Below are 16,255 nucleotides of genomic sequence, written 5' to 3' on the forward strand. Positions count from 1 at the left end.
TGAACAATGTAAAATGGATAATGTATGGACTGGTAGGGTAGTATACATTATCCATTTTACATTGTTCATTAATACCTATCCAATTCCTGGATTCGTGCCAGATGCCGGCCTCCTTCAAACGGTGTATCGAGCCAGATCTGGACCAGTTTCAGGGCTGTTTCTTCACTCATCATACGTTCTCCCAGTGAGATAACATTGGCGTCGTTATGTTGCCGACACAAGCGGGCCGACTCTTCATTCCAGCATAAACCACACCGAACACCCTTTACCCGATTGGCAGCAATGGCTTCCCCGTTGCCTGATCCGCCCAGTACAACGCCACGTTCTACTTCGCCAGCGGCTACAGCCTCGGCAACAGGCCGAATAAAGAGTGGATAATCCACCGAAGGCGTAGCGGCATAGGTGCCTTTGTCGATAACGTCATGGCCGAGGTCGATAAGCAGTTTTTTGATGGCTTCTTTGTACTGAAAGCCAGCGTGGTCGGAGCCAATGGCAATTTTCATGGTAAACGTGAATTAGTCAGAAATAGAAATTAGTTCGGCAAATTTAGACGCTCTGGATACGATTGATGCTCTGGATGTGATGGATTCTATATATTTTTTGGATTCTTCTGTTGTTAATTTATTGATTTTCAGTGGTATAGATGTGTAAGGTCGATGCTGCTCCCAGAACGGGTAGAATCCACAGAATCTATTTTGTACTCTTGAATCAACCCGGTAACGTGTCGTTCGTTAATGTAGAGGGATACTGATCAACAATGGCCTGAAGCATATTGATGGTAAGCGGTTTAGTATAATACCCTTTCACATGCGGGAGTGTGGCGGCACGCTGTGTATCTCTGGGGGCAAGTGATGTAGTTAGCACCAGCACCGCCAGCCGACTCTTCAACTGGTCATCCAGGCGATGGTACTGCTCCAGAAACTCGAACCCATTCATGCCCGGTAAATTAACATCCGTCAGAATCAAATCAGGACGAATATAATCGGTATGACTGGTTTCCTGTAAGTATCGGAGTGCCTCTGTACCCGTTTCAGCTACCCGAACGTGATCGCACAATTCTGAATCTTCGATAACAACCTGATGGAGAAAATTATCATCTGGGTCGTCGTCAACTAGCAGAATGCAGTGTATCGGTCTGGGCATAATGATGAATGGTTTTAATAATTTTTGGAATCGTAAAATAAAAGGTTGTACCAACGCCAACTGTACTCTCGATCCAGATTTGACCGCCGTAAATATCGACAACTTTCTTGCAGGTTGCCAATCCGATGCCCGTCCCCGAAAATTCATTACGGCCGTGCAGTCGTTGGAAAATCTGGAACACCCGCTCAAAATACTGTCGCTCAATTCCTATGCCATTATCTCGAACAGAGAAACAGAACTGCTCCTTCTCGTCAACCGCCTGAATAACGATATGCGGTGCAACGCCCGATTTTCGATACTTTAACCCATTGGAAATCAGGTTCTGGAAAACTTGTTTAAAGTCGGTATAGTGGGCGGTCATGGTGGGGAGCGGGCCTACATCAACAGTGGCTCCACTTGCCCTGATTTCGGCCTGTTGTTCTTCAATCACTTCGGCAACCAAATTGTTTAGATCAACTCGAGTAAAAGCAACCTCACTACCCACGCGCGAGAAATCAAGGAGGTCGCTAATGAGGCTCCGCATTCGCTCGGCTGCATTTGTGGAGGTCTCAATAAGCTTATGTGCGTCTTGGGGAAGTTGTTCTCCATATTTGGTGTTAAGCAGTTTCAGGTAATTGGAAATGGTTTTCAGGGGCGACTGAAGATCGTGCGAGGCTACATAGGCAAACTGTTGTAGTTCTTCATTGGAGCGCGTCAGCTCCATAACCGCCTGCTGTCGGAATAGTAGTTCATGTTCGTATTCCCGGGAGGTACGCAAGCCAACAGCTTCATCGAAATACCGAAACAAAGCCACAACCGTAGCAATGGAAACAATACCTGTAAGGAAGCGCACCAACGCACTAATCCGGTAAACCGGTATCCAGAATATGACAACATCAATGAGGTGTGTAAGGCCACACAGTAAAATAAATGCTCCAAAAAGCCAGAAAACGCCCGGCAGGGGTACCCCTTTTTTTACGAATAGATAACGGATTAGAATGAGCGGAATGACCATATACGCCAACCAAATCATTAGATCCGAAGCAATATAAAGCCATCCATGAAAATCGGTCCATCGTCCACAAAACCAGCGTGGCGGCCAGTCACCCGAATCTGTAAGACGACTGAAAAACTCAATTAACTGTTCCATAATGGCGGATTAGAAAGGTGGTTATGAGCGCAAAAGCGATTTAGTTAAACTGATAAAGATAATTGCCCGAACGAAATAAAATTGGGGAAACTGAACAAAAAAGTTCGTAGGAATGGTTTTCCCGGAAAGTAAGGAGTGACAGTCTGGATGGAGGTGCGTTTTAGAAATCCTTACTCTTGATAAATTTGTTCAGTATGGGTCGCGTAGGTAATTTCGGCCCGTCAATATAATCGACTTATGATTCCAGCAACTAATCAGCGTCCAGCCGCTACTATTTTATTCATCTTTGGTGGTAGTGGTGACCTGAACCTTCGCAAACTGACTCCTGCGCTTTTCAATCTGTATATCGATAAGTATTTATCTGACCGCTTTGCGGTGGTTGGCTTAGGCCGAAGCCCTTATACCAATGAGTCCTTTCGGGAGCGATTATTGGAAGGTGTGCAGTCGTTTTCCCGGCGAAAAAATGGCCCTGAGGACCTGTGGAAGGCTTTTGCGCCTTCTGTATCTTACCTACAGATGGATGCTGGCGACAACGCAGCCTATTCGAAACTGTCTGATTTTGTTTCGGAAAAAGAAGGGGAATGGGGCGTATCGGCCAACGTCGTTTTCTACCTGGCCGTTGCTCCGCAATTAGTGCCTGGTATTGCCACAAACCTGGGTAAACTGGCGCTTTGTGGTGATAAATCGCGGGTTCGGATTGTGGTTGAGAAGCCATTTGGACGCGATCTTAAAACGGCTCAGGAACTGAATACGCTCCTGGGCGGGCTGTTTGCCGAAGAACAGATTTACCGAATCGACCATTATCTCGGGAAAGAAACGGTGCAAAATATTCTGGCGCTTCGGTTTGCCAATTCCCTGTTTGAGCCCATCTGGAACCGGCGTTATGTGGAATATGTGCAGATCACTGCCGCCGAAACCGTTGGCCTTGAAGGGCGAGGTGGCTATTATGAAGGCTCGGGTGCCCTGCGCGACATGATTCAAAATCACCTGCTTCAGATGTTGTGCATGGTTGCTACAGAAGCACCCATTTCGTTTGACGCCAATGAGGTGCGCAATAAAAAAGTAGATGTGCTCAATGCCATTCGCCGAATTAAGCCTGAAGAGGTAAAAAATGTAGCTGTTCGGGGGCAGTATGGACCAGGTGAATCCACGCCAGGTAAGAAAGACGGAAAAGACGTACCAGGTTATCGGGAAGAGGAAGGTGTAAAGCCAGACTCCGCTACAGAGACCTTTGCCGCCATCAAGCTGTTTGTCGACAACTGGCGGTGGGAAGATGTACCGTTCTATCTTCGTACCGGTAAATCGCTACCCGAAAAGGCAACGATTATCACGATTCAGTTTAAGCCTGCGCCCTATTACGCATTCCCGGATGAAGCTACGCATAGCTGGCAGTCGAACCGGCTCACGATTGGGATTCAACCCGCTATGGACATCCGCTTGCGATTTCAGGCTAAACGACCCGGCCAAACGCTGGCCATTGACCCCGTCGAGATGGTGTTTAGCTATAAAGATGCGTATGAAGGCCAAGAGCCTGAAGCCTACGAAACCTTACTGCTTGATGTTATGACCGGCGATGCTACGCTATTTATGCGGGCCGATCAGGTGGAAGCGGCCTGGAAAGTAGTGACGCCCATTTTAGAAGCCTGGGAGAATGAAACCCCCGACTTCCCGAACTATACCCCCGGTTCATGGGGTCCGGAAGCCGCTATGGAACTCGTTGAGAAAGACGGATTTCAGTGGATGGCTAAATAGAGTTTGACGTTTGTAGTTTGATGTTTGAAGTTGCTGACGCAACACTCAGGCGTCAACAACTTCAAACATCAAACTACAAACTCTAAACCAAAAAATATGACAACCCAACTTGCTGCTCTTTTTGTAGCTGATGATAGCCTACCCTGGGAACAGGTAGCCGAAGGTGTGAAGCGCAAAATCATGACCTACGATGCCAATCTGATGATGGTAAAAGTAGCCTTTGAAACAGGCGGAATCGGAGCGGCTCATAGCCATAGGCATACGCAAATGAGTTACGTAGCAAGTGGTGCATTCTCGATTATGATTGGGGACGAAACCCGAGTCGTTCGAGGGGGGGATGTGTATTATATTCCGCCGAATGTATGGCATGGTGCCGTTTGTGAGGAGGCCGGTGTACTGGTTGATATGTTTACGCCCATGCGCGAAGATTTTGTGTGATCGGTATCGCCGTTGAGATTTAAATCGTACATCGTAAACCGTAATTCGTAATTATCTACGTGCAACTCATTATCAAAAAGAACCCGACCGAATTAGCCAAAGCTGCGGCTGATTTTATTGCGAAACGTATTAAAGAGGTTCTGAAAAAACAGGATCGGTTTACGATTGCCTTGTCGGGAGGTAGTACGCCTAAAGCTCTGCACGAACTCCTGGCCAAATCGCCGTACGTTAACGAAATCCCCTGGTTACAACTACATGTATTTTGGGGTGATGAACGCTACGTGCCCATTGATGATGAGCAGAGCAATGCGGGCATGGCCTATGACACGTTGCTCGGACACGTATATACACCCGAAGAGCAGATTCATGTTTGGCGTACCAACCTCGAACCCGATGCGGCCGCTGCTGATTATAACCGGATTTTACACGAATACTTTGGTGACTCCGGCGAAGCGTCGCCCGGACCTTCGTTTGATCTGGTACTGCTAGGCATGGGCGATGATGGGCATACGCTTTCGCTATTTCCAGGTACCGAAGTGGTTCATGAGCAAACTGCCTGGACGAAAGCGTATTTTCTGACCCAACAAAACATGTATCGGCTAACCCTGACAGCGCCTATTGTGAATCGGGCGTCCTGTATAGCCTTTCTGGTGGCTGGCCCGAAAAAAGCGGAACCGCTGAAAGAAGTGCTGGAAGGTGACTATAATCCTGATAAGTACCCATCGCAGGTGATTAAGCCTACGGATGGGGAATTGATTTGGCTGGTGGATGAGAAAGCAGCGGCAGACCTAACGAAAAGCTATTCCTGATTCATAAATCTGTCTCTTATTAACAGAAAAGGCCCTCAATCAGGAGGGCCTTTTCTGTTAAAGAAAGCAAGTCGATTATTTGATCGAATCTTTCTTGGTGGTATCGCTCATCATCGTTGATGTCGAGTCTGTTTTGGTAGAGTCACTCATCATCGAAGTCGAATCCGTTACCGTTGTCGATGTTTCAGTGGTTTCAGTTTTGGTGCTCGAGCAAGCTGTAGCTAAAGCCATCATTGAGAGAACGAAGAAAGCAGATTTTACCATGATAGTAATGAATTTGAGTTAGTCAGATTGTTTAGTTGTTAATTCTTATAAATAAGAAAAGTAACCCATGTTCTTCTATAAATTTCAAATCTGGCCGAAGATTTTTAACTAATTCTCGAATTGCATGGGTATACTATCTCTTAAATGTCCCCTTACGAGGCTATTGGTTAATTTTACACTTCGTTAGCAATGGCGTCGTAGACCAACCCGGCAGCTACCGCGTACACCGCATGATGGAGGGCATCAATGGCTACATCTTTTGGTTTTTCTTCTGTAATTGGTGGGGCTACATCGAGTGAAGGCAACATTGTTAATTCAGTGGCCCAGATGGCGGCAAAATGAAGCAACGTTGCTGGCCATCCTGTTAAACCGGTAAGGCCAAGAATACCTCTTGGAATGCCCCAGGCTGTACCATATGTCCAGTGGATCTCCTGCGAGACCTTCTCATTTTTGTCTTTTCTAGTTGGCTTAACATTTAGCACTTTAGACACTGCTTTGACAGGTGTAGTGCTGGGCGAGCGTTTCGTAATGCTCATTTCGACCAGTTGAGAGATCGTGATGGCTGCTGTACCAGCTATTCCGGCCAGAACACCAGCCCCAAGCGCCATACTTAAACTCGTTAACGGTTTTTCGGTGATTTCACGTTTCATGCGTTGAGTCGATTAAACGGTTTTCATTCGTCAGAAGCCATCATGTACACAGAAGCAGATGAGGCTACTGATACATAAACCCTTACTCAACAAATTGTTATCATTTATTACTAAGTGGGCGGTGCGGCTGGGTAAGATTAACTTTCATTCAGTATGTGCCGGTCTTTAACGGCTGGTGTTATTAGTTAGGTGGGTTTTTCAGCATAGAGAACCGCTATTTGTCTAAAACTGTCAAACCGTATGGTAAAACACAAGCACCCACCTACCTTTGCAGAAAATCTAATGAGTGAATTAGTGAATGAGTGATTGAGCGAATAGGCTTCCTTTTTCATTCACGCAATCACTCATTCACTAATTCGCTCATTTATTCATGGAATACCGTATCGAAAAAGACACGATGGGCCAGGTGCAGGTACCGGCCAACGTTTATTGGGGTGCTCAGACCCAACGCTCCATCGAGAACTTCAAAATTGCTCAGGACATCAATAAAATGCCCCGCGAAATCATCCGGGCATTTGCGTACCTCAAAAAAGCGGCTGCGTTAACCAATCTCGATGCGGGCGTATTACCACAGGAAAAAAGTGATCTGATCGGTCAGGCTTGTGACGAAATTCTGGAAGGCAAACTGGACGATCAATTTCCGTTAGTCGTTTGGCAAACCGGTTCGGGTACGCAATCAAACATGAACGTTAATGAAGTGGTTGCGTATCGTGGGCACGTACTGCACGGTGGTCAGCTTACGGACGAAAAGAAGTTTCTGCACCCAAATGATGATGTAAACAAGTCGCAGTCATCAAACGATACGTTTCCGACGGCCATGCACATTGCGGCCTATAAAATCCTTCTCGACGTAACAATTCCAGGCATCACTAAACTGCGCGACACGCTGGCTGCCAAGTCAAAGCAGTTCATGCACATCGTTAAAATTGGCCGGACGCACTTCATGGATGCTACCCCGCTGACGGTTGGCCAGGAGTTTTCGGGCTATGTGTCGCAACTCGACCACGGCCTGCGGGCCATCAACAACTCATTAGCTCACCTGAGCGAACTGGCTTTAGGTGGAACCGCCGTTGGGACGGGGATCAACACGCCCCCAAATTACTCGGAAAACGTAGCAAAACACATCGCTACAGTAACGGGCCTGCCGTTCATTACGGCTGAAAATAAGTTTGAAGCCCTGGCTGCCCACGATGCCATTGTAGAAGCGCACGGCGCACTGAAAACGGTTGCCGCCAGCCTGATGAAAATCGGTAACGACATTCGGATGCTGTCGAGCGGCCCGCGTGCGGGTATTGGCGAGTTACACATTCCTGATAATGAGCCGGGTTCATCCATCATGCCGGGTAAGGTAAACCCAACCCAGTGCGAAGCCATGACCATGGTAGCCGCGCAGGTAATGGGCAACGACGTAGCCATCAACATTGGTGGTATGAGCGGCCATTTTGAACTGAACGTGTTCAAGCCGGTCATGATCTTCAATTTCCTACACTCGGCCCGGCTTATCGGCGATGTTTGCGTATCGTTCAACGACAAGTGTGCCGAAGGTATCGAACCCATCGAAGCCAACATCAAAAAACACGTCGATTCGTCGCTGATGCTGGTAACGGCGCTGAACACGAAAATCGGCTATTACAAAGCCGCCGAAATCGCCCAAACCGCCCACAAAACCGGCTCGACCCTGAAAGAAACTGCCTTAAAGCTCGGCTACATGACAGAAGAAGAGTTTAACGAGTGGGTGAAGCCTGAGGATATGGTTGGGGAGATTAAGTAGGGTTGCGAATAGTCTTTCTTCAATTATACAGACAAAGCTCTTTGCGTTTGGCGCAGAGAGCTTTGTCTGTATATATACTATTGCTTTTGGTTATATAAGACTTGCTGGTGCGGGATAGGGTATTAAAATTTCGTTAAAAATAGACGCATGCTTACTAAAGATAATAGCTTGATACTGCCTTCCTAACGCAAAAACCTAATTGTATTATTCTAATGGCTAGATTTTATTGTACTAATAAAAGTTAGTCTTCGTTTTGAGCTGTTTACGTAAACAATATCGGCCAAATTCTATTGTTTAAACGAAATTTGTTTAAACGAATATTGGTTATACCTTTGACACGGCCAATATGATATGAAAGAGCAATTAGTTAACGAGTACCACCGGCTCATCAAGAACCTGCATCAAACGGATAGCTACATCTTCAACTATTTTGGACAAAAGCTAGCCCCGTTTGATCTGTCGGTTCAACAGTATATCACCTTGCGTCGTCTGTCGGAGGTGTATCCTAATAGTTTGACGGCGGGTGAGTTGAAGGAAAAAATGAACGATATCAATTCAGATATGACGCGACTGACCGACCGGTTGGTAGCGAAAAATCTGATTGTTCGCGAAGTGGATTCGCAAAATCGTCGTCGGGTCAACCTTCGGCTAACCGAAGAGTCTTACCAGTTTGTAGAAACCGTAGCGACCAATTTCAAGAATTTCGAATCGATCGTTAGCCACCTGACCGACGAGGAAGTAAGCATCATGAACACACTCCTGGAAAAAATCAGAAATCAATCAGTAAAATGAAAAAGTACATAATAGGAGCAGGCCTGTGGGTACTCAGTCTGGGTTGGGCAACTGCCCAGTCAGCGCCATCGGCCATGCCACTGGACAAGGCTATTCAACTGGCCTTACAGAATAACAAAGGGATTAAATTAGCCGATACGCGGACGCAGGCTGCCGAAGCCCGTTTGCAGGAAAATAAAGATCGGAGTTTGCCAACGGCCAATGCGTCGCTTGCCTACTCTCGCTATAGCCTGACCGGGCCCTTTTCGTTCGGACAGGATGCGGATGGGAAAGCGCTGGTAACCATACCGGCGGGGGCTTTCAATGCGACTATTGGTGGCGTTACGGTCGCCAAGGAAATATTTGGGGGCTTTGCCGAGAAATCAGCCGAACTATCGGCTGATTTACTGGCGAAAGCTAGTCACCTGGATGCCAAGCGCAATCGGTCGGAACTGGTTTATACGGTCTCCGATGCCTATTACAATATCGTGAAGCTGATTCGCTCAGTTAGTGTGATCGAGCAGAGTATCAAACAGTTCGACGAAAAAGAGCGGGAAGCGCAGAATCTGCAAAAAGAAGGTGTTGTTACGGCCAACGAAGTATTGAAAATCCAGTTGCAGAAAAACAACCTGCAATTGAGCCGATTACAGGTCGATAAAGCACGTCAAACAGCGCTTTATAATTTCAACCTGCTCGTTGGGCTACCTGAAGACCAAACCATCACTGTCGATACAACTTTGTTGAATCCGGTAGCTACAGCCGAACCGTTGACTAGTTTCCTGACTCAGGCGGTGCAGGTTCGCCCTGAAGTACAGGCAAACGCGTTGCGTGTGCAATCGGCTGAGGCTATGCTACGAAACACCAAAAGTGTTATGTATCCGCACCTCGGCGCATCGGTTGGGTATAATTACATCAACCCAACAGCCCGACTTATTCCGGAAGGAAGTTCATTTGTGAGTGCCTGGAATATCGGTTTAGGGCTGACCTATAATATCGGATCGCTTTACAATATGAAAGGCAAACTGCATACTGCCCAAACCGCCATTGATCAGGCAAGTCTGCAAGGTCAGCAACAAACCGACCAGATTCGCTCTGAAGTTGTTACGGCGTATAACAATTACCAACTGGCTTTAGAACAGCAAAACGTAATCCGAACCGCCGTTGGCCAGGCACAGGAAAACTACCGCCTAACAGAGTCCCGCTTCCGGAACGGACTGGTTGGCTCGACCGATCTACTAGAGGCCAACAGCTTTTTGCTTCAAGCTCAACTTAATGTCATAAACGCAACCGTAGATGCGCAGCTGGCCTATCAGCGCCTGCTGAAAGCTACGGGTACAAATCTTTAAATGAATAATGGATAATGAATAATGGATAATACATAGTGCCATCATTGTTCATTTCTCATTATCCATTCCTTTTTAAATTAAAATCATGAATAAGAAAACTTTATTCCGCGTAGGGGGCATAGTAATTCTGGCAGTTGCTCTCTTTTTTGGGTACAGCGAATTCCGCTACCTCCAACGTCATGAAACAACCGATGACGCCCAGATTGACGGCGACGTAAACCCAGTGATTCCGAAAGCAAGTGGGTATGTAAAGGCCATTCGCTTCAAAGACAATCAGTTTGTTAAAGAGGGTGATACGCTTATTGTACTAGATGATGCCGATTACCGCATCCGGGTAGCACAGGCCGAAGCCGCTATACAAAGTGCGATGGCTGCCGATCGCGTGTCGCGTTCGCAGGTAGGTGTCGCGTCGGCAAGTGTGCAAAGCTCGCAGGCAAGTGTTCAAACGGCTCGTAATCAGGTGGCTACTGCCCAGGCCAACCTAGTGGCGGCTCAGGTTCGTGCCCGTAAAGCTAGTCTGGATTTTGACCGCTACAGCCGACTGCTGGCCGAGAAAACCGTTCCACAGCAGCAGTTCGACGCCATTCAGGCCGAACGTGATGCCGCTCAGGCACAAGTGCAGGCGGCTCAGGCTCAGTTACAAACGGCACAGTCGCAGGTGAATGCGGCTGGTACGCAAACGGGTGTAACGAGTTCACAACGGAAGGCAACCGAAGGACAGATTACGGTGGCACAAGCCGCTATCAAACAGCGTCAGACGGACCTGGACCTGGCTAAGTTGCAACTATCGTATACGGTTGTGCTGGCCCCGGCCTCGGGTGTTGTGTCGAAGCGTTCGGTACAGGTAGGCCAGCTGGTTCAGGCAGGACAGGCCCTTTGTTCGATTGTAGGTAACTCTTCATTATGGGTTACGGCGAACTTCAAAGAAACACAGTTAAAACAAATGCAGCCTGGTCAGACAGTAGACATTGATGTCGATGCGTTTGAAGGCGAAAAGCTGATTGGCCATGTCGGTTCATTTGCCGGTGCTACGGGTGCCAAATTCACCCTGCTTCCTCCCGATAATGCAACGGGTAACTATGTAAAAGTAGTGCAACGGATTCCGGTTCGGATCGACCTGGATAAGAACAGCCCGCTATACGCTAAACTTCGCCCCGGTATGAGTGCAACGGTGGCGGTGGATTTGCAGAAGTAAACTGTTTGAGGTTTGGTGTTCGAAGTCTGAAGTTGGTAAGATCGAACTTCAGACTTCGAACACCAAACCTCAAACCAAATTTAAGAAGTTATGAATAAGCTAGGTTTTGATAAATGGATCGTCGTAATAACCGTAACGACGGCCGCCCTGCTGCAAACCATCGACTCGTCGATCGTAAACGTTACGTTGAACCAGATGATGGGTAACCTTGGCGCATCACTGGGTGATATTAGCTGGGTTGTTACAGGTTACGCAGCCGCTAGTGCCGTTATGATCACCATGTCGGGCTGGCTGACAGCCAAGCTGGGTCGACGAAATTATTTTGCCGCGTCCATTATTATGTTCACCATTGCATCGGTGTTCTGTGGTACGTCGACTAACGTGTGGGAACTGGTATTTTTTCGGGTCGTACAGGGTATCGGTGGGGGAGGTTTGTTAACGACTGCCCAGTCCATTCTGATTCAGACGTTTCCGAAAGAAGATTTAGGTATTGCCAACGCCATCTTCGGGATGGGCGTAATTATTGGTCCATCGATTGGGCCAACCCTTGGTGGGTATATCACCGATAATCTCTCCTGGAACTGGGTATTTTACATCAACATTCCCTTCGGGATTCTCGCTACGTTCCTGACATACACCTACATTAAGGAACCTGCCGAGAAAATTGCCGCCGGTAAGATGGACTGGCTGGCATTGATCCTATTGACCATGGGTATTGGCGGGTTGCAGATCATCCTGGAAAAAGGCGAAGAAAAAGACTGGTTCGATTCGACGTTCATTGTAGGCATGTCTATTGCGGCTGCCGTTGGCCTGATTGGCTTTATCTGGCGTCAGTTGTCGGTTAAAATACCCATTCTGAATCTCAGATTATTGCTCCAGCGTCGATTTGCCGTAGGGACCCTGTTCAATTTTATCCTGGGTTTCGGGCTGTTTGCCTCGGTCTTCATTATTCCGGTTTTCTGCCAGACCATTCTAGGGTTTACGGCCAGCCAGACAGGATTACTGCTGATGCCCGGTTCGATTATGACGGGTATCATGATGCCAATTGTGGGTGGACTGATGGGTAAGAATTTCATCTCACCGATCTGGTATGCAGCCATTGGCTTTTTGATGTTCTTCGGCTTCTGTTTCGATTTGTCGGCCATCAATCTGGCGGCTGGTCCCGATTATTTCTTCTGGCCGCTTATTATTCGGGGTGTTGGTATGGGACTGATTTTCATTCCATTGACAACCATTACGTTAGCTGATCTGAAAAATATCGATATTCCTCAGGGATCGGCCCTCACGGGTATGATTCGGCAGTTGGGCGGTACGTTCGGAACGGCTATTATGACAACCTACATCTCAACGCGTACCATGTTTCATGCGTCGAGACTGGGCGATAATGTCTCGATGTATAACCCACTGTCGGTCGAACGGATCAAGCAATTTACGAACCTGTTCCTCTCGAAAGGAGATGCCCTGATGGCTGCTACCAGCAAAGCCTATGGTATGATGCAGGGTACCGTAATGAGGCAGGCATTAGTAATGACCTATGCCGATACTTTCCTCGTGATCGGTGCGTTCTTCTTGATTTGTGTACCCTTGCTATTGCTGTTTATCGGTAAGAAAATTGAAGCACCCGCCCATACTGAAATGGTGATGGAATAAGGTTGCATTAATTGTTTTTATTTGGTTCGCATAGTTAAAGACCGGGAGATATTCTTCCGGTCTTTTTGCGTTTCAGGCAGGTCTGGTAATAAACCGTCGGCTTAACCACCATTCAATAATCAGCAGATTAGGTACCCAACATAGCCAGGCAACGATCGGGTAGGCAACCCTAAATGGAAGGTGAAGAATGGCTAATTCAACTGGTAGAATAATGCGTAACGTAACGGCTGCCAGCGTTACCGCATAGCTTCGATACATCCAGGCCCGATGCTCATTAACTTTCTTTTGCCGAATGGTCTGATAAGCCCGCAAGGTTGTATAAAACCAGACGACGGCCAATGTGCCAAAACCTAAACTCGCTATTAAGCCCGTATCGGCAAAAAAGGAAGCGTAAAATGCGCCCAGGCTGGCCAGCAAAATACTGACTACATACAGTTTGCCCAATTGCCTGTGTAGCGATAGATTACGTTGTCGGCGTTTAACCGATAATTGAAAAGGGCCCAGGGCCAGGGCTACAGCGCCTAAGCCGACGTGCGTCCAGAAGGCAATGCGCCAAATGATATTCTCTAGCGGCTTATGCTCAAGAAATGGTGACGGACGATTTGGAATAAAATAAGTCAGGGCGTACAAGGCCACGATCAGAATGAAGGCGTAAGCTACATAAAGCATCCCCTTTTTTAGGTAGATAGTCATTGCTATGGTTTCTTGTTGTTTCTATAAGTTGTTGATCAGTAGTGAATAAATGCTTCAGACTAGTGGGAAATTAACTGCATTAACCAGGCGGTAATTAACCCACCGTAGACGCCCAACACGTGACTCAATACGGCCAGCAATACCCCAACAGGCGCGAGCGCCGGATGAAAAATGGACGCTACCGCCGGAGCGGTTGATACCCCGCCAATATTGGCCTGACTACCAACGGCCACAAAAAAGTAAGGTGCTTTAATGATTCGGGCCGTAACCAGCATAAACAGAATGTGAATGAGCATCCAGATAACAGCCACCAGAAACAACCCCATATTGCCTCCCAGATTGGAGAGGTCGAGTCGCATACCGATGGTCATGATGAGGAAATAAACAAATAACGTAGCCAGATCGGTGGTCCCAAGTTTTTCCAGTTTCCGTAATCCCGTAAACGACAACCCAATGCCGAGCGATGTCGACAGAATGACAACCCACAGAAAGTTAGAGGTGAACGGGTCCAGACCATAAGCCGCCAAGGAAGCTTTGTAAGGCTGAAGATTACTTGAGAGGACATACGCTAGCGCATGGGCCAGCGCACCGCCCCCAAAGCCAAGTGCCAGAATGGTGCTCAAATCCAGTAAGTTGGCGGGCCGGTCGGGCTCTTCTTTATACGCCAGAATTCGCTGTTTCACTTCTTCAATTGAACTGTTATCGGCGTGGAGCCAGCTATCGATTTTGTCTTTGTAAGCAGCTCCGTAAATAAGACAGGCCGTCCAGCTTGTGGAAACGACCGCATCAACCACGAGAATTATGGCAAAGAGTTCTTCACTGCACCCGTAAATTTCTTTCAGTGCTAACTGGCTGCTGCTACCCCCAATCCAGCTTCCCGAAATAGTGACCAACCCTTTCCAGTATTCATGGGCGATGGCCTGCTCCCGAAATCCGGGAATCAGCCACATAACCGCAAAAAATGCGATGGGCGCACCAACGATAATGCCTAGGGTGCCAGATAAGAATGTAATCAACGCTTTTTTTCCCAAACGCATAATCGATCGCAGATCGGCGGTGGAGGTTAGGAGAACCAGAGCCGCTGGCAGTAAGTAATTCGTGGAGACTTTATAAAGACTCGATTGTTCGCCCGAAATAATCCCGAAGCTATTCATCGTGGCCGGAAAAATATAACAGAGCAATAAGGCCGGAACGTAGGTGTAGGCCCGTACCCAGAATGGGTGGGCCGACTGCGACGTTTTGAAGATCAGGGTAAGTAGTACGAGGAAAATACCCAGAATGATGGCATCATTGGTGATGAGAGGTTGCATCGATACGTTGCTAACGGCCTGAATTTGATAAAGGAACGGGTGCCGAAACAAATTAGGCAGAAAATAGCAAATGGTTCCGATCCATTATGTCGAACATGACGGATCGGAACCATTTATCTGTGTTTCCTCTACCTAAAAAAGACTTCGCTCAATGCCCATTTCCAGGCCGCGTAACTCGGCCAGTCCCCGTAGTCGGCCAATGGCTGTGTAGCCGGGGTTTGTTTTCTTACCGGGCGTTAGGTCGTCGAGCATCCGGTGGCCGTGATCAGGCCGGAAGGGTAGGCGGTAATCCAGTCGACCCGATGCTTTTCGCTGATTCTGTTCAACCAGTAGCGCTTTCATGACACCATACATATCGACATCGCCAGCCAGATGGTCAGCTTCATGGAAATTGCCTTCGGCGTCACGTTGCGTGGCCCGTAGATGTACGAAGTTAATTCGATGGCCCAGTCGCTCAACCATACCAACCAGATCATTATCTGCCCGAACCCCATAGCTACCCGTGCAGAAACACAGTCCGTTATACTCACTTTGGTAAGCGTCCAACAGTTGACGAGCATCGGCTTCTGTACTGACAACGCGGGGTAAACCCAGAATCGGGAAGGGCGGATCATCGGGGTGGATGGCTAGCCGGATACCTGCGTCTTCGGCAACGGGCGTAATTTCCTGCAAAAAATGATACAGGTTATTGCGCAGGGCCGTGTCGTCAACCTGGTCATAGGTTGTCAGAACATCGGCAAAGGCCTCCAGTGTAAAGCTCTCTTCGCTACCCGGTAATCCGGCAATGATGTTGCGGGTTAGTCGTTGAATATCGGCGTCTGTTGCCCTATCCAGCCAACCTTTGGCCTGCGTTAACTGAGTTTGCGAGTAGCTTTTTTGGGCACCCGGACGCTTTAAAATGTACACCTCAAAGGCGCAGAACTCAGTTGTATCGAAGCGGAGAGCGGTTGAACCATCCGGAAGTGGGAAGTCGAGGTCGGTGCGCGTCCAGTCCAGCACGGGCATGAAATTATAGCAGACCGTATCAATGCCGACTGTTGCCAGGTTGACCAGACACTCCTTGTACGTGTCGATGTACTGTTTGTAATTGCCCGATCGTTTTTTGATGTCCTCATGAACGGGCACACTCTCTACTACCGACCAGCTTAGGCCAGCCTGTTCGATAATGGATTTACGGGTTTGTATTTCGTCAACTGTCCAGACTTTCCCATTGGGAATGTGATGCAGGGCCGATACGATTCCGGTTGCACCTGCCTGCCGTACATCGGCCAGGCTGACGGGGTCATTCGGGCCGAACCACCGCCATGTTTGTTCTAATGCCATATTGCAAAATT

At 47.9% G+C, this 16,255-nt stretch carries 16 protein-coding genes; 8 read left to right on the plus strand and 8 right to left on the minus strand.

What is annotated here, in order from left to right; genetic code table 11:
- Nucleotides 1–68: 68 nt before the first annotated feature.
- From rpiB to EXU85_RS13250, 3 genes are all read right to left on the minus strand, one after another.
- The gene (gene rpiB, locus EXU85_RS13240; RefSeq protein WP_142772538.1) at nt 69–503 is read right to left on the minus strand and encodes a ribose 5-phosphate isomerase B; all 435 of its coding nucleotides are present in this window, start codon (nt 501–503) and stop codon (nt 69–71) included.
- Between the two features lie 205 nt (nt 504–708).
- Nucleotides 709–1,143, minus strand: a complete 435-nt coding sequence (locus tag EXU85_RS13245) for a response regulator (protein ID WP_142772539.1) — start codon at nt 1,141–1,143, stop codon at nt 709–711.
- A complete protein-coding gene (locus EXU85_RS13250; protein WP_142772540.1) occupies nt 1,109–2,272 on the minus strand; it encodes an ATP-binding protein in 1,164 nt (387 codons plus the stop codon). Before EXU85_RS13250 ends, EXU85_RS13245 begins: the two co-directional genes overlap by 35 nt.
- A gap of 237 nt (nt 2,273–2,509) precedes the next feature.
- On the opposite strand from EXU85_RS13250, the gene zwf reads away from it, so the two are divergent.
- The 3 genes from zwf to pgl all read left to right on the plus strand — a co-directional run bounded on the left by zwf (nt 2,510) and on the right by pgl (nt 5,271).
- Nucleotides 2,510–4,024: a glucose-6-phosphate dehydrogenase gene (gene zwf, locus EXU85_RS13255; protein ID WP_142772541.1), complete on the plus strand. Its 1,515-nt coding sequence runs from the start codon at nt 2,510–2,512 to the stop codon at nt 4,022–4,024.
- A gap of 96 nt (nt 4,025–4,120) precedes the next feature.
- On the plus strand, nt 4,121–4,462 hold the full coding sequence (locus tag EXU85_RS13260) for a cupin domain-containing protein (RefSeq protein ID WP_142772542.1): 342 nt from the start codon (nt 4,121–4,123) through the stop codon (nt 4,460–4,462).
- A gap of 59 nt (nt 4,463–4,521) precedes the next feature.
- The gene (gene pgl, locus EXU85_RS13265; RefSeq protein ID WP_142772543.1) at nt 4,522–5,271 is read left to right on the plus strand and encodes a 6-phosphogluconolactonase; all 750 of its coding nucleotides are present in this window, start codon (nt 4,522–4,524) and stop codon (nt 5,269–5,271) included.
- A gap of 75 nt (nt 5,272–5,346) precedes the next feature.
- Here pgl and EXU85_RS35335 read toward each other — a convergent pair whose 3' ends face one another.
- Together EXU85_RS35335 and EXU85_RS13275 are read right to left on the minus strand one after the other, a co-directional pair.
- Nucleotides 5,347–5,535: a hypothetical protein gene (locus tag EXU85_RS35335; RefSeq protein WP_168207785.1), complete on the minus strand. Its 189-nt coding sequence runs from the start codon at nt 5,533–5,535 to the stop codon at nt 5,347–5,349.
- A 173-nt stretch (nt 5,536–5,708) separates the two neighbouring features.
- Entirely contained in the window at nt 5,709–6,185 is a 477-nt protein-coding gene (locus EXU85_RS13275) for a hypothetical protein (RefSeq protein ID WP_142772544.1), read from the minus strand.
- Nucleotides 6,186–6,555: 370 nt separating this feature from the next.
- On the opposite strand from EXU85_RS13275, the gene fumC reads away from it, so the two are divergent.
- The 5 genes from fumC to EXU85_RS13300 all read left to right on the plus strand — a co-directional run bounded on the left by fumC (nt 6,556) and on the right by EXU85_RS13300 (nt 12,918).
- Nucleotides 6,556–7,956, plus strand: coding sequence for a class II fumarate hydratase (gene fumC, locus EXU85_RS13280; protein WP_142772545.1), 1,401 nt, complete (start codon nt 6,556–6,558; stop codon nt 7,954–7,956).
- 351 nt (nt 7,957–8,307) lie between these two features.
- Entirely contained in the window at nt 8,308–8,748 is a 441-nt protein-coding gene (locus EXU85_RS13285; RefSeq protein WP_142772546.1) for a MarR family winged helix-turn-helix transcriptional regulator, read from the plus strand.
- Nucleotides 8,745–10,073 carry a TolC family protein gene (locus EXU85_RS13290; RefSeq protein WP_142772547.1) on the plus strand — a complete coding sequence of 443 codons (1,329 nt, stop codon included), beginning with the start codon at nt 8,745–8,747 and terminating at the stop codon, nt 10,071–10,073. Before EXU85_RS13285 ends, EXU85_RS13290 begins: the two co-directional genes overlap by 4 nt.
- An 85-nt stretch (nt 10,074–10,158) precedes the next feature.
- On the plus strand, nt 10,159–11,268 hold the full coding sequence (locus tag EXU85_RS13295) for an HlyD family secretion protein (RefSeq protein ID WP_142772548.1): 1,110 nt from the start codon (nt 10,159–10,161) through the stop codon (nt 11,266–11,268).
- A 90-nt stretch (nt 11,269–11,358) separates the two neighbouring features.
- Complete coding sequence (locus EXU85_RS13300) at nt 11,359–12,918, plus strand: DHA2 family efflux MFS transporter permease subunit (protein ID WP_142772549.1); 1,560 nt, start codon at nt 11,359–11,361, stop codon at nt 12,916–12,918.
- 72 nt (nt 12,919–12,990) lie between these two features.
- Here EXU85_RS13300 and EXU85_RS13305 read toward each other — a convergent pair whose 3' ends face one another.
- The 3 genes from EXU85_RS13305 to uxuA form a co-directional block, all read right to left on the minus strand.
- Nucleotides 12,991–13,611, minus strand: coding sequence for a DUF2306 domain-containing protein (locus EXU85_RS13305; protein WP_142772550.1), 621 nt, complete (start codon nt 13,609–13,611; stop codon nt 12,991–12,993).
- Between the two features lie 59 nt (nt 13,612–13,670).
- Complete coding sequence (locus tag EXU85_RS13310; RefSeq protein WP_142772551.1) at nt 13,671–14,921, minus strand: DUF819 domain-containing protein; 1,251 nt, start codon at nt 14,919–14,921, stop codon at nt 13,671–13,673.
- Between the two features lie 132 nt (nt 14,922–15,053).
- Nucleotides 15,054–16,244 (minus strand): mannonate dehydratase, encoded by a 1,191-nt coding sequence (uxuA, locus tag EXU85_RS13315; protein ID WP_142772552.1) that lies wholly within the window; start codon nt 16,242–16,244, stop codon nt 15,054–15,056.
- Between the last annotated feature and the right edge of the window lie 11 nt (nt 16,245–16,255).

The sequence above is a fragment of the Spirosoma sp. KCTC 42546 genome (assembly GCF_006965485.1).
GTDB lineage: Bacteria > Bacteroidota > Bacteroidia > Cytophagales > Spirosomataceae > Spirosoma.